Source organism: Polaribacter gangjinensis (assembly GCF_038024125.1).
GTDB lineage: Bacteria > Bacteroidota > Bacteroidia > Flavobacteriales > Flavobacteriaceae > Polaribacter > Polaribacter gangjinensis.
Genome location: NZ_CP150662.1, coordinates 957,939 through 973,498, shown reverse-complemented (window position 1 = coordinate 973,498; position 15,560 = coordinate 957,939). Strand labels below are relative to the sequence as shown.

9 protein-coding genes and 3 tRNA genes are annotated in these 15,560 nt (G+C 31.4%); 6 read left to right on the top strand and 6 right to left on the bottom strand.

Translation table 11 applies throughout. The annotated features are described in order from the left end of the window. Positions 1–20 precede the first annotated feature (20 nt). Positions 21–2,597 carry an ATP-dependent Clp protease ATP-binding subunit gene (locus tag WHA43_RS04255; protein ID WP_105045891.1) on the bottom strand — a complete coding sequence of 859 codons (2,577 nt, stop codon included), beginning with the start codon at positions 2,595–2,597 and terminating at the stop codon, positions 21–23. 262 nt (positions 2,598–2,859) lie between these two features. On the opposite strand from WHA43_RS04255, the gene gyrA reads away from it, so the two are divergent. Together gyrA and WHA43_RS04245 are read left to right on the top strand one after the other, a co-directional pair. After that, on the top strand, positions 2,860–5,382 hold the full coding sequence (gene gyrA, locus WHA43_RS04250; protein WP_105045890.1) for a DNA gyrase subunit A: 2,523 nt from the start codon (positions 2,860–2,862) through the stop codon (positions 5,380–5,382). Between the two features lie 22 nt (positions 5,383–5,404). Further along, a complete protein-coding gene (locus tag WHA43_RS04245; RefSeq protein ID WP_105045889.1) occupies positions 5,405–6,649 on the top strand; it encodes a tetratricopeptide repeat protein in 1,245 nt (414 codons plus the stop codon). A gap of 51 nt (positions 6,650–6,700) precedes the next feature. Here the strand turns inward: WHA43_RS04245 and WHA43_RS04240 are convergent, their stop codons facing one another. Continuing rightward, positions 6,701–7,471: a C40 family peptidase gene (locus WHA43_RS04240; protein ID WP_105045888.1), complete on the bottom strand. Its 771-nt coding sequence runs from the start codon at positions 7,469–7,471 to the stop codon at positions 6,701–6,703. A gap of 28 nt (positions 7,472–7,499) precedes the next feature. Beyond that, the gene (locus WHA43_RS04235) at positions 7,500–8,675 is read right to left on the bottom strand and encodes an acetyl-CoA C-acyltransferase (protein ID WP_105047286.1); all 1,176 of its coding nucleotides are present in this window, start codon (positions 8,673–8,675) and stop codon (positions 7,500–7,502) included. Positions 8,676–8,808: 133 nt separating this feature from the next. On the opposite strand from WHA43_RS04235, the gene WHA43_RS04230 reads away from it, so the two are divergent. From WHA43_RS04230 to WHA43_RS04215, 4 genes are all read left to right on the top strand, one after another. After that, complete coding sequence (locus tag WHA43_RS04230) at positions 8,809–10,872, top strand: HD family phosphohydrolase (protein ID WP_105045887.1); 2,064 nt, start codon at positions 8,809–8,811, stop codon at positions 10,870–10,872. Between the two features lie 104 nt (positions 10,873–10,976). Continuing rightward, a tRNA-Ser gene (locus WHA43_RS04225) sits at positions 10,977–11,058 on the top strand. Positions 11,059–11,070: 12 nt separating this feature from the next. Beyond that, positions 11,071–11,145 (top strand) — tRNA-Pro (locus WHA43_RS04220). Between the two features lie 49 nt (positions 11,146–11,194). Then, a tRNA-Arg gene (locus WHA43_RS04215) sits at positions 11,195–11,268 on the top strand. 456 nt (positions 11,269–11,724) lie between these two features. Here WHA43_RS04215 and WHA43_RS04210 read toward each other — a convergent pair. From WHA43_RS04210 to WHA43_RS04200, 3 genes are read right to left on the bottom strand one after another with little or no spacing between them, the layout of a single operon-like run. Next, a complete protein-coding gene (locus WHA43_RS04210; RefSeq protein ID WP_105045885.1) occupies positions 11,725–13,536 on the bottom strand; it encodes a sodium:solute symporter family protein in 1,812 nt (603 codons plus the stop codon). Between the two features lie 41 nt (positions 13,537–13,577). After that, positions 13,578–14,450 carry a sugar phosphate nucleotidyltransferase gene (locus WHA43_RS04205; protein WP_105045884.1) on the bottom strand — a complete coding sequence of 291 codons (873 nt, stop codon included), beginning with the start codon at positions 14,448–14,450 and terminating at the stop codon, positions 13,578–13,580. 9 nt (positions 14,451–14,459) lie between these two features. Next, positions 14,460–15,551 carry a mevalonate kinase family protein gene (locus WHA43_RS04200; RefSeq protein WP_105045883.1) on the bottom strand — a complete coding sequence of 364 codons (1,092 nt, stop codon included), beginning with the start codon at positions 15,549–15,551 and terminating at the stop codon, positions 14,460–14,462. Between the last annotated feature and the right edge of the window lie 9 nt (positions 15,552–15,560).

Sequence of the window (15,560 nt, the reverse complement as noted above, 5' to 3'; positions counted from 1 at the left end):
TTCGCTTGAGGTTTTTAGGTTTATAAACCCGTTTCTGTTCTTGTTTCTGTCTTTTTTGAGCCTTTTCTAATTTTTACAAAAAGTTCACTTTTTTCTTCATCCAATTCCATAGTAATAGTGTCACCTTCAGAGAGTTTTGAGTTTACAATTTCTTCTGCAAGTGCATCTTCAACATATTTTTGAATGGCTCTTTTTAAAGGTCTTGCGCCATACTTTTTATCAAAACCTTTATCAGCGATAAAGTCTTTTGCTTTATCACTTATTTGCAAGGTATATCCTAAATCTGATATTCTTCGCAATAATTTATTCATCTCAATATCAATGATAGCATGGATGTCTTCTTTTTCAAGAGCATTGAAAATGATAACATCATCTATTCTGTTTAAAAATTCAGGGGCAAACGATTTTTTTAAAGCACCTTCTATCACAGATTTAGCATATTCTTCAGTTTGAGCAGTTTTAGCTGCAGTACCAAATCCAACTCCACTTCCGAAATCTTTAATTTGACGAGCACCAATATTAGATGTCATGATGATTATCGTATTTCTAAAATCGATTTTTCTTCCTAAACTATCCGTAATATATCCGTCATCTAAAATTTGTAACAACATGTTAAAAACATCAGGATGCGCTTTTTCAATCTCGTCTAAAAGTACTACTGCATAAGGTTTTCTTCTTACTTTTTCAGTCAATTGTCCTCCTTCTTCATAACCAACATAACCTGGAGGTGCACCAATTAAACGAGAAATTGCGAATTTTTCCATGTATTCACTCATGTCAATTCTAATCAAAGAATCTTCAGAATCGAATAATTCTTTGGCTAAAATTTTAGCCAATTGCGTTTTTCCAACGCCAGTTTGTCCTAAGAAAATAAACGAACCAATTGGTTTGTTTGGATCTTTTAATCCAACTCTATTTCTTTGAATCGCTTTAACAACCTTAGTTACAGCTTCATTTTGGCCAATTACTTTTCCTTTAATTAACTGGGGTAATTCATATAAACGATGACTTTCTGCTTCTGCAACTCTGTTAACAGGAATTCCAGTCATCATAGATACTACTTCAGCCACATTATCTTCTGTTACAACAACTCTATTTAATTTAGAATCTTCTTCCCATTGTTTTTGAGCTGAATGCAATGCGGCTTCCATATTTTTTTCATCATCACGTAATTTGGCAGCTTCTTCATATTTTTGACCATTTACAGCTTTCGTTTTGCGTTCACGAATTACTTCCAATTGAGCTTCCAATTCCAAAACTTGTTTTGGAACCACAATATTTGTAATATGAATTCTAGATCCAGCTTCGTCCAAAGCATCAATCGCTTTGTCAGGTAAATAACGGTCTGTCATATATCTATTTGTTAATTTTACGCAAGCTTCAATAGCTTCATTGGTATAATTAACATTGTGATGTTCTTCGTATTTATTTTTGATATTGTGCAATATCTGAATGGTTTCTTCAACAGATGTTGGGTCAACAATTACTTTTTGAAAACGACGTTCTAAAGCACCATCTTTTTCGATATTTTGACGATATTCATCTAAAGTTGTAGCACCAATGCATTGAATTTCACCTCTTGCTAAAGCAGGTTTCAACATGTTTGATGCATCTAAAGAACCGGTTGCACCTCCTGCACCAACAATGGTGTGAATTTCATCGATAAATAAAATGATATCATCATTTTTTTCCAACTCGTTCATCAAGGCTTTCATGCGCTCTTCAAACTGACCTCTGTATTTTGTGCCAGCAACCAAACTTGCCAAATCTAGAGAAACAATACGTTTGTCGAATAAAATTCTGGAAACTTTTCTTTCGATAATTCTAAGTGCCAAACCCTCAGCAATTGCCGATTTTCCAACTCCAGGTTCCCCAATTAACATGGGATTGTTTTTCTTTCTACGACTTAAAATTTGTGAAACACGCTCAATTTCTTTTTGTCGACCAACAACTGGATCTAATTTTCCTTCTTCAGCTAAAACAGTTAAATCTCTTCCGAAATTATCTAAAACAGGAGTTTTTGATTTTTTTACGGTTTTACCTCTTTGAGATTGATCAAATGGATTGCTTCTTTCAGATGAATAATCATCATCAGAAGGAGTTTCTGCTATAGGATTTGAGGGTAAATCTTGGTCATTATCAGTATCATTTTCTTCAACATGTAATTGTTTGTATAATGCTTTAGCATCATCATAATTTACATTGTATTTTTGAACTAACTTTGTGGTTGGATCGTTCTCATTTCTAAGAATGCACAACAACAAATGTGCTGTATCAATAGATTCACTTTGGTAAAGTTTAGCCTCTAAAAATGTCGTTTTTAGCGCTTTTTCTGCTTGTCTTGTTAGTTGTAAATTAGGTTTATTAGCATTGTCTACAAATGTTGGATTTGAAGGGTTTAATTGCTCTAATTTTCTGCGCAATAAATTCAAATCAACATCAAATGCAGTGAGTATTTCAATGGCTTTTCCATCGCCTTTTCTAATCAATCCTAATAATAAATGTTCAGTTCCAATAAATTCGTGCCCTAATCTTAAAGCTTCTTCTTTACTGAAAGTAATTACATCTCTAACTTTTGGTGAAAAATTATCGTCCATACTTTTATCTATATTGATGTAAATTTAAGTCTTTTTTTTTCAAAATTTAGACAAAAAAAATGCCAATAAAAAAAACTGACAAGTTGGCAAGTTTTTTATGAAGCGAATTTACTGAAAATCAAGTAAATATAAACATGTTAAATTTTATTAAAAAATGTTGATAACTAAAGGGGTTAAAGCGCTTTAAAAGCTTTGTCAAAAGGGTAATAAATTGTATCTTGCCTTGTTTTAAAAATCAACAATAAATAGTAAAAATACATTTATGGCAGAAGGTGAAAAGTTAATTCCAATTAATATTGAAGACCAAATGAAATCAGCTTACATTGATTATTCAATGTCAGTGATTGTTTCGAGAGCATTACCAGATGTAAGAGATGGTTTAAAACCAGTTCACAGAAGAGTACTTTTTGGAATGCATGAATTAGGAATTAAAGCAACAGGAGCGTATAAAAAATCAGCAAGAATTGTAGGAGAGGTACTAGGTAAATACCATCCACATGGAGATACTTCAGTATATGATTCTATGGTGCGTATGGCACAAGATTGGAGTGTTCGCTATCTAATGGTTGATGGCCAAGGAAATTTTGGTTCTGTAGATGGTGATTCTCCAGCTGCAATGCGTTATACAGAGGTTCGTATGCAAAAAATATCAGAAGAAATGTTAGCTGATATTGAAAAAGAAACTGTAAAATTTCAATTAAACTTCGATGATACCTTAGAAGAACCTACAGTTTTACCAACAAGAATCCCTAACTTATTAGTTAATGGTGCATCAGGTATTGCAGTTGGAATGGCAACAAATATGGCACCTCATAATTTAACAGAGGTAATTAACGGAACTGTAGCTTACATTGATAATAGAGATATTGAAGTTGAAGAGTTGATGCAACACATTACAGCTCCCGATTTTCCTACAGGAGGTATAATTTATGGCTATGAAGGTGTTAAAGAAGCCTTTGAAACTGGTCGTGGAAGAGTTGTAATTCGTGCTAAAGCAGCATTTGAAGAGGTTCAGGGTAGAGATTGTATCATTGTTACTGAGATTCCTTATCAAGTGAATAAAGCTGAAATGATTAAAAAAACAGCTGATTTAGTTAATGAAAAGAAATTAGATGGAATTGCAAATATCAGAGACGAATCTGATAGAAATGGAATGCGCATTGTTTATGTTTTAAAACGTGATGCAATTCCGAATATCGTTCTAAACAAATTATATAAATACACCCAGCTTCAAACGTCATTTAGCGTAAACAATATTGCATTGGTTAATGGACGTCCTGAACAATTAAACCTAAAACAATTAATTCATTATTTTGTTGAACACAGACATGAAGTAATTGTAAAAAGAACAGAGTTTGAACTTAAAAAAGCAGAAGCAAGAGCCCATATTTTAGAAGGTTTAATCATTGCATCTGATAATATTGATGAGGTAATTGCCATTATTCGTGGTTCAAACAATGCTGATGAAGCTCGTGAAAAATTAATGGAACGTTTTTCATTGACAGAAATTCAGGCGAAAGCTATCGTTGAAATGCGTTTACGTCAATTAACGGGTCTTGAACAAGATAAATTGCGATCTGAATATGAAGAAATTATGCTTGCAATTGCTGATTACAAAGATATTTTGGCCAATGAACCAAGACGTTATCAAATCATTAAAGACGAATTATTACTCATCAAAGAAAAATACGGAGATGAACGTAGATCAGCCATAGAATATGCTGGTGGTGATATGCAAGTTGAAGATATGATTCCTGATACCCAAGTTGTAATTACCATTTCAAATGCAGGGTATTTAAAACGTACCAATTTAGACGAATATAAAGTTCAAAATAGAGGAGGACGTGGTCAAAAAGGAGCAACAACCAGAGATGAAGATTTCTTAGAACATTTATTTGTAGGAACCAATCATCAATACATGTTGTTCTTTACTCAAAAAGGAAAAGTATTTTGGATGCGTGTGTATGAAATTCCTGAAGGAGGAAAAAACACTAAAGGAAGAGCTATTCAAAACATCATCAATATTGAGCAAGATGATAAAGTGAAAGCATTTTTAGTTACCGAAGATTTGAAAGACGAAGCCTATGTTAATAGCCATTACGTCATCATGGCAACTAAAAAGGGCCAAGTTAAAAAAACATCATTAGAGCAATATTCTCGCCCAAGAGCAAACGGAATTAATGCGATAACAATCAAAGAAGATGATGAATTGTTAGAAGCAAAATTAACAACAGGAGATAGCCAAGTTATGTTGGCTTTAAAATCTGGAAAAGCCATTCGTTTCGAAGAAGCTAAAACAAGACCTATGGGAAGAACTGCTTCTGGAGTTATAGGTATAACCCTTCAAGATGAAAATGATGAAGTAATTGGCATGGTTGCTGTGAATGATTTGAATTCAGATATTTTGGTGGTTTCTGAAAAAGGCTATGGAAAACGTTCGAGTTTAGAAGATTACAGAATTACCAATAGAGGAGGAAAAGGTGTAAAAACACTAAACATTTCAGAAAAAACAGGTAGTTTAGTAGCCATCAAAAATGTGGATGATAAAAATGATTTGATGATTATTAATAAATCTGGATTAACCATCAGAATGGCAGTGGAAGATTTAAGAGTTATGGGGCGTGCAACACAAGGAGTTCGTTTGATAAATATCAAAGAAGATGATGCAATTGCTGCTGTAGCAAGAGTTGTTCATGAAGATGAAAACGAAACACAGGCAGAAAGTGACTCAGAAATTGAAAATGGCACAGATATTGAAAACGAATCAAACGAAAATCAAGAATAATTTTAATCTAAATTAAGTAACAATGAAAAATCAATTAGTAGCGCTATGTTTAGGATTCATGACTATTGGAACTTTTGCGCAAAAGGACGAATTAAAAGATGCCGAAAAAGCTATAAAAGGGGGAGATTTTAAAGGAGCTCTTGCTATCATTGAATCTTTGAGTAGTATGGAAGATACAATGGATGATAAATACAAAGCTCAATATTATTTCTTAAAAGGAGAAGCTTATGGTACAAGAGATGTTAAAAAAGCTGCAGAGGCTTACAATAAATTAACAGCTTTTGAAAAACAAATTGGTAAACAAAAATATACCAAAGAGGCTGAGCCAAAGTTGAACAATTTATTAACTTTTGTATCAAAAAAAGCCATTGATCAATACAATTCAGGAAATGACTATAAAGCAGCTTCTGAAAATTTTTATTTAACTTATCAATTAAGTCCTAAAGATACTTCTTTCTTATATAATGCAGCTATAAGTTCATCATTAGCGAAAGATTACACTACTTCTTTAGAGTATTACAAAAAACTTCAAGAATTGGGTTATACAGGAATTGAAACTGTTTATTATGCAGTTAACAAAGCTTCAGGTGCTAAAGAAAATCTTGGTTCTAAACAAAATAGAGACACTATGGTTAAATTAGGTCAGTATTCTGATCCAACTACTGAAGTTACAAAATCTAAAAGAGCAGATATCATCAAAAATATTGCTTATATTTATGTTACTGAAGGAAAAACAGAAGAGGCTATGACTGCTTTGCAGGAAGCTAGAAAATCTGATCCAAAAGACATTAATCTAATTTTGAATGAAGCTCAATTGTACATTAAATTAGAAAAAATGGACAAGTTTGCTAAATTGATGGAAGAAGCTATTGAGTTAGATCCAAATAATCCAACGTTGTTTTTCAATTTAGGTGTTGTAAATCAAAATGAAAAGAAAATTGAAGAAGCTATTGGATATTACAAAAAAGCCATTGAATTAAAACCTGACTATGCAGATGCTTATATGAATACTGCTGTTGCAATTTTAGCGGGTGAAGAAGCAATTGTTAATGAGATGAATAAAAATTTATCGAATAACAAAAAATATGAGGAGTTAGAGAAGCAACAAAAAGAGTTGTATAGAAAAGCATTGCCTTATATTGAAAAAGCTGATGAATTAGCAAGAACTGAAGATACTGTTAGATCTTTAATGAATATTTATGATATCTTAGAAATCACTGATAAAGCTGATAAATTAAGAGCTATCTATAAAAAAATGAGAGAATAGTATTTAAATCTTACATAAAAAAGCCGAAATCAAATTTGATTTCGGCTTTTTTTATATCATTTTTTTGATAACTCTTAATTTATGCGTATGCTTTTGAAGTTCAGCATTAAAAATTCCACTGTGGTCAAGCGTGTCAATTCTAACTTTTCCAAAAGCATGAATGATATGATAATCTTTTAAGATGATTCCTACATGGGTAATTTCGCCATTTTCATTGTCAAAAAAAGCCAAATCTCCAGGTTCACTTTCTTCAATAAAACTTAAAACTTCACCTTGAGTGGCTTGGTTTTTTGCATCTCTCAAAAGTTGGTATCCACATAGTTTATAGACTATTTGTGTAAAACCTGAGCAATCGATTCCGAAAGGAGTTTTTCCTCCCCATAAAAAAGGGGTGTTTAAAAAAATAAATGCCTTTTGAATAATTTCTTTTTTAGGAAGTTTTTCAGAATAGACTTTTCCATCATAAATGTATCTTTTGGTGTTAATAGTAAATTCATTTTTGAAAAAAAAAGGCAATCTCGATCCTATAGGAATTGTGGTAAAATCATTATTTGAGTCAGAAATAAAATCAATAATTTCTCCTGAGTAAATTGGCTCAGAAGTTGAAAGCTTTGTAAAGTAATCTTCAGTAATTTCTTCAAATTGTTTATTATCTACAAATCCTTCATAACCATCTGAAAAAATCTTTATTTTACTCCAATTTTTATGTTTTTCAAGAATTGTAAAGTGCTCACCAAAAAGCAATTGCGTAACCATTTCTGATTTTTCTGAAGCTTCAAAACGAACAGCAACAATACTAAGATTACAAATTCCGTAAAACAAATTTGATATTTTAAATGGTTGATTATAATTACAATCTTTCTATTACAATAGCGCTTGCGCCACCACCACCATTGCAAATTGCAGCAGCCCCAATTTTGGCATTATTTTGTGCTAAAATTGATGTCAATGCAATAACGATTCTAGCACCAGAAACACCTAAAGGATGTCCTAGAGAAACTGCACCACCATTTACATTTACGTTTTCTTTTGACAATCCTAAAATTTTCATATTTGCTAAACCAACAACCGAAAAAGCTTCATTCAACTCAAAATAATCAACATCATTTATAGTGATATTTGCTTTGGCAAGGGCTTTTGGCAATGCTTTTGCGGGTGCAGTAGTAAACCATTTTGGCTCGTGAGCAGCATCAGCATAACTCAATATTTTTGCCAAAGGTTTCAGGTTTAATTCAGCTGCTTTTTCTGTAGACATTAAAATCAACGCAGCACCACCATCATTAATTGTTGAGGCATTTGCAGCTGTAACTGTTCCGTCTTTTGTAAATGCAGGTCTCAAAGAAGGAATTTTATCTAAAAATACATTTTTATATTCTTCATCTTCTGAAAAAAGAATTGGATCGCCTTTTCTTTGAGGAATTTCAACAGGTACAATTTCGTTAGCAAATTTGCCCTCTTTCCAAGCATTAGCTGAACGTTTATAAGATTCTATGGCAAACGCATCTTGGTCTTCTCTTGTAAATTCGTAGGTTGATGCACATTCATCTGCACAAACACCCATGGCAACTTTTTCGTAAGCATCTACCAAACCATCTTTTTGCATACCATCTTCCATAGTAATAGAACCAAATTTCGAACTTACTCTTGCATGTTGGTAATGAGGAATCAAGCTCATATTTTCCATCCCACCAGCCACCACAATTTCTGCATCACCCAATGCAATTGATTGTGTTGCTAACATGATTGATTTCATCCCTGATGAACAAACTTTATTTATTGTAGTGCAAGGAACCGTATCTGGAATTCCAGCATGAATTGCTGCCTGTCTTGCAGGAGCTTGTCCTAAACCTGCAGAAACTACATTTCCCATGAAAACTTCATCAACCAAACTAGGATTTAAATTTATTTTTTGTAAAGCTCCTTTGATTGCTGTAGCTCCCAATATTGGTGCTGGAATTGTAGATAAACTTCCCATAAAACTACCAATTGGAGTTCGTGCAACAGATACAATTACGACTTCTTTCATTTGTTTAGATTTTGTTTTATCAATAAATTGTAGCGTAAAATTAACCATTTTTAATCAAAATGAAATCTTTATAGATGTCTAATTTTTAACCTTCATAATTTTATGCTAAGTTTGTTGTTATTAGCCAACATTTATGAGCGAATTAGTAAATAAACTTTATAGAAATAATTCGATTATTTATAAAATAATCCTATTCATACTTACCACAATTGCAATTGTTTACTTGTTTCCTAAAGGAGGACAATTTAAATATGATTTTAGCAATGGACAACTCTGGAAATATGATAACTTGTATGCTCCTTTTGATTTTGCCATTCAAAAAACGGCTGATGAAATTGCTACCGAAAAAAATGAAATCATTGCCAATGCAACGCAATATTTTGAGTATAACACAAAAATTGTTACTGAGGTAAATGAAACATTTGTAAAAAAGATATATTCAATTAAATCAAAAGATTCTTTGAGTGATGAAGATGTAAAATCGCTCAGAAGAATTGGTGAAAAGGTGTTACAAAAAGTTTATGAGCAAGGATTTTTAGAGGATTTAATTACGGATGTTTCTTTTAAAAATGATGAGATTGTTGCATTAAAAAAAGACAATGTTGTTTCTGATGTACTGTTTAAAAACTTGTTTACTACCAAAGATATTTTATCGATAATTAATGCAAACCTTGGAAAAAAACCTTACGATTTTAAACAAGAAATATTGTTGAATATTTTGGTGAATTCGATAAAACCAAACGTTTTTTATGATGAAGAATTTACTGCTAAAATCATCAATAATCAACTTAAAAATATTTCCTTAACACAAGGAAAAGTTGCATCTGGAGAATTAATTATTTTAAAAGGCGGCATTGTTGAAGGTAAAAAATTAGCCATGCTGAACTCTTTAAAAACAGAATCTGAATCGAAAATATGGACAGAATCTAACTACAATTGGATTGTTTTAGGTTATACAATACTAGTTTCATTGGCATTGCTGATGTTGTTGTTATTTCTTCATAAATATAGAATCGAAATTTTCAACAACAATAACAAGGTAACGTTTATATTTTTCAATGTTTTTGCGATTATATTCGTTCAAACATTGGTTATTAAATACAATGCAGATTATTTATATGTTGTTCCATTAAGTATTCTGCCAATAATTATAAAAGCCTTTTTTGATGCGCGTTTAGGATTATTTACTCATGTTTTAACAGTATTACTTTTGGGATATATTGTTCCCAACAGTTTTGAGTTTATTTATTTGCACATTATTGCTGGAATTGTAACAATTTTAACGGTTTCAGAATTATACAAAAGAGCCAATTTATTTATTTCTGTTGCGCAAATTACATTTATTTACATGCTTACTTATTTTGCTTTTTCGGTCATTAAAGAAGGCAATGCATCGCAATTAAATTTTGATTATTTCACTCTATTTGCCGCAAATGGATTGTTATCTTTTTTGTCAATAATTCTAATTTATTTATACGAAAAAGTATTTGGATTGGTTTCGGATGTTACTTTATTAGAGCTTTCAAACACAAACACAAAATTATTAAGAGAATTGAATGAAAAAGCACCAGGGACTTTTCAGCACTCCATGCAAGTTGCCAACTTAGCAGAAGCTGCAGCAAATGAAATTGGCGCAAATTCAATGTTAGTAAGAACTGGAGCACTATATCATGATATTGGAAAAATGTATAACCCTTTATACTTTGTTGAAAATCAGACTACAGGAGTAAATCCACATAGTGATTTATCTCCAAAAGATAGTGCGAAAATCATCCTTGATCATGTTATAAAAGGTATAGAATTGGCAAAAAAGCACAATATTCCTGATCGAGTAATAGATTTTATTAGGACACATCATGGTACAACAACTACATACTATTTTTATAAAAAAGAACAAGAGTTAAATCCTGATTCAAAAGTTGATATGAAGCAATTTCAATATCAAGGACCCATACCATTTTCTAAAGAAACTGCCATTTTAATGATGTGTGATTCATCAGAAGCAGCTTCAAAAAGTATTAAAAACCCAACAGCACAATCTATAAGTGATTTAATAGATAAAATTATTGAAAAACAAATGGCTGATAATCAGTTTTTAAATTCCGATATTACTTTCAGAGAAATTAAAATAATTAAAAAAGTAATTAAGAAAAAATTGATGAATATTTATCATTTACGAGTAGATTATCCTGAATAAAAAAAGAATTATAAAAAGAATAAAAAGTCTTGCTAAATTGTTTTTGGAGTAGTACATTTGCACTCGCAATTTTTATTTTTAAAGTTTTCGGATTTTAAATGTAAGGAGAGGTGGCAGAGTGGTAATGCAGCAGATTGCTAATCTGTCGACCTTTGGGTCGCCAGGGTTCGAGTCCCTGTCTCTCCGCTAAATTGCTTTCGGGGTGTAGCGTAGCCCGGTTATCGCGCCTGCTTTGGGAGCAGGAGGTCGCAGGTTCGAATCCTGCCACCCCGACATTATAAGGTTTTCTTGTTTAAAGCAAGATTGAAATTTTAAAGACTTAGGTCGCGTAGCTCAGTTGGATAGAGCAACTCACTTCTAATGAGTAGGTCCCAGGTTCGAATCCTGGCGCGATCACATAAAGAACTGTTAATCTGTTGATTTTCAGTTCTTTTTTGTTTATAAGATGTTTTTATTTTAATATAAAACAAAAAAACTTGAGAAATTATTCCTCAAGTTTTTTTATTTTGTTTTAACGACAAAATATAAATTTTTACTTCAGTCCTTTAAATTAATAGTTTCTAAAACTTAATAAAGATTTTAAAAATCTAATAACGAAAATTGTAAAAAGACTTAAAAATGGGAATAATGAAAAGAAAAAAATCATTACTACCAATCCATCAAATAAACTTTTTAATTCTCCAATTGTAGTCAAATAAGATCCGCAAAAGTAAAGGAGCACTGAGGTAACTACAAGCATAAATACTTGTTTCATGGTATCTTTATCCATTCTGTAGGGGTATAAGGGGTTAATAGTTTTCAAAAATACAAATATTTTTTACAAATCAAAATTTATTTTCATTTTCAAAAGAATTATAAAAAATTATTTTTTAACTTTTTCCAAATTTTTGATAATAAGTAAATTGAAATTGTAACCAACAGTGTTATAGAAATTGCAGTTTTGGTATTTCCATAAATCCAATGGCCAGTTGCGAAAAGTATGGAGTAAATCAATAAACATCCTAGTAATATTGCTTTGATTTCAGAGGATAGATTCCAACTTTTTTCATAATTAATATCAATATTTTTTTCTTTTACAATTGAGGTAAAATAAAATTTCCAACTAGGTCCACCTGGAATGGTCTTTTTATAAAAATTAGTGAGAGTTTCTTCATTTTCTGGTTTTGTAAGATAAGTAACTACTATCCAAATTATGGAAGTTATCAAAACAGTTAAAGGAAATTTTGCCCAACTAGGAAAAAATCCTTGCGCTCCAAAAAATAGTTCGTTTATAACATCTGACGAAAATAATAGAGAAATAACTCCAGAAACAATCATTGCTGATATTTCACTCCATGCATTTATTCTCCACCAAAACCATCTTAAAATAAAAATCAATCCAGTTCCTGCACCAAACATAATGATGATATCAAAAAGTTGCTTGGCATTTTGAAGGTATAATGCAAATAAGGCACTAAAAATCATCAAAATTATTGTTGAAATTTTTCCTGTAAATACCAATTCTTTTTCTGATGCATTTTTGTTGATATGTTGCTTGTAAAAATCATTGACAATATAAGATGAACCCCAATTTAAATGAGTAGAAATAGTGGACATGTAAGCAGCAATTAGCGATGCCAATACAAGTCCAAGAAGTCCATTCGGTAATTTTGTAAGCATTGCAGAATATGCCAAATCATGTCCTAATTTATTATCGGCAATATTCGGAAAAGCTTCTTTAATACTTGCAACATCTGGAAAAACTACTAACGAAGCTAAAGCCACCAATATCCAAGGCCATGGGCGCAAAGCATAATGCATGATATTAAAGAAAAAAGTAGCTCCAATAGCATTATTTTCATCTTTTGCAGCCAACATTCTTTGTGCGATGTAACCACCTCCTCCTGGTTCGGCTCCAGGGTACCATGAACTCCACCATTGAACAGAAAGCGGAATAATGAGTAATGTGATGATAGCTTCAGTGTTTGAAAAATCTGGAAGAATGGATAATTTATCAGTAACATTTTCATTAGATAATAACGCTTGAATTCCGCCAACTTCAGGAATATTTACTAAATAAATTGCGGCACCAATTGCACCAGCCATAGCTGTGAAAAACAAAATAAAATCAGTGTAAACAACGCCTTTAAATCCTCCTAAAGTACTAAAAATGACTGTAACTGTTCCTGCATAAATAATGGTTTCCCAAGGTTCTAACCCTAACATTATTCCACCAATTTTTATAGCAGCCAAAGTAACGCCGGCCATTGCAAAAATGTTGAATAAAAACCCTAGATATAAGGCTCTAAAAGCTCTTAAAAATTTGGCAGGTTTTCCTCCATAACGCAATTCATAAAACTCAATATCTGTTTTTAAATCTGATTTTCGCCACAATTTTGCATATACAAATACAGTTAATAACCCTGTTATTAAAAATGCCCACCACATCCAATTTGCTGAAACTCCGTCTTTTCTTACAATATCTGTTACAAAATTTGGTGTATCTGTAGAAAAAGTTGTGGCAACCATTGAAACTCCCAAAAGCCACCAAGGCATATTTCTTCCAGAGAGAAAATATTCAGTAGAATCTTTACTAGATTTTTTTGAAACATAAATTCCAATGAATAGAGTAAGAGCAAAAAAGCCAATTATCAAAATATAATCAAAAGTATTGAGTGAAATCATAAGTTATTTTTAGTTCAAAAAAATGTTTGTTATATTGAATTTTACCAGTTCAAATTTTCTGGGTAATGATTTTTTAAATATTCTTTGATGATGCTAATATCTTCTTTTGAAGTCAAATCAGGAACATGCTCTGAAATCGGAATTCCCAAAAAAGCTCTTGCATCATCTTTTACACAATTCAACACAGCTGTTGGTAATTCTTTTTCATTTCTTTCAGGATTTACAGGGCAATTTTTCAAATATGAAAACATATTTTCACCATCAAACTTAAAAATATTCATGCTTACACGAATTTTTCCTAAAGAATCTTTATGATTATTGGCAATTGCTTCAGATGGTTTTTCAATAATTGACTTCAAGTAGTTTTGGGAGTCTAAATTCATGACAGCAAAACCTAATATTTTATCAGTTGAAAAATGTAAAGCATCTCTATCATAAGAAATAAACGCATTTTTATTTTGAGTTTCTCTTAAGATTTTCAAAGATTTTTCTGAGTATAAATTATCGCTATTGCAAATGGTATATTGTTGATGATTTAACTCAGGAAACTGTTCAACTGTTTGAAAAACAGCATCTGCTGTTCCAAATGGTTTTTCTCTATTTTCAGGAATATATTGGATTGCAAAAGAAATTGATAAACCGTGAAATGGATTGTTTTCTTTTTTTTGACCATACAATTCTTTGAAAAGTGTTGCTTTTTCATTGATGACAATATAGATATTTTTATATCCTGCTTTTTTAGCATTGAACAACAGATAATCTAATAACGGTCTGCCATTATTTCCTACACTTATCAAACTTTTACTTCTTTCATTGGCTTGAATTTCCTCTTCTTTTGACAAAGAATTAGAAGTTGAATTTTTCTTCATTCTGGAAGACATTCCACCAGCTAAAATTATCAGATTATCGTGCATTTTTTATTGTTAAAAGTGATTTACAAAATGAACATTGGCACCTCTATCAACAGAAACTGCATACGCATCTTTGGCTCCTGTAGCTAAAATTGCATCTAAAATTTGCTGTTCATTTTCTTTTTTAGACAGCACAACAATACTTCCACCACCACCAGAACCAACTATTTTTGCTCCTAATGCTCCAGCTTTTAAAGCAGCATCAATCATATCGTCAATTTTTGGAACGGTAATTTTTAGGAGATTTTTTAAATAATGGTGATGTAAATTCATCAAACTGCCTATTTTTTCGAGATTTAAAGTTTCTTTTTTAAATTCGTGAAGTGCTTTTTTGGTGACATCATAATTTCCTAAAGCTGCTTCAAAATAAGGTTTTAAATCATCTGTCAAACAATCAAAATACATATTTAAATCTTCGATTTTAGCATCATTTATTGAAAAATTTGGAATCTGTTTTTCAACTTCTTTAATGGCTTTCCAAGAATTTTCTTTGAGTGTTTTTAGCAATCCAATAGTATCTTTTTTTACTCCAGATTCAGCAATAATTAATCCATCTAAAGGCGAATTTATAACATCAACCAAAAAATCATGTCCAGTTTCTAAATAAATTATATTGCCCAAAGAAATACTAAATTGATCCATTTTTCCACCAGGAAAATTGTATTCTAAAACTTCCGATTCAAAAGCAATTTGAGCAATACTTTTTGGAGATAATAATTCTTGTGGACCAAATGCTTTCAATAAAAATTGTACCCAAGCAACTACAACTGCTGACGAGCTTGATGTACCCGCATTTATTGGAATTGTTCCTGTAATTTTTATGTCATAACCGCAATTTGGAATGCAACCATATCTTTTTAAAACTTGTAATGTTGATAGGAAAAAATCTGCTTTTTCAGGTAAAATAATATCATTTTTAAAATAGATTTTTCTTTTTATTTTGATATCTGGTTTGTCTAGAAAAAAATAATCTTTATTATTTTTTACAGCCATTAAAGTGATGTGCCTGTTGATTGTACAGGCTATAATTGGCAAACCTAAATAATCCTGATGATCCCCAAATAGGCAAGTTCTTCCTGGTGCAATTGAAAGTATTTTATCCAATTTTAAAAA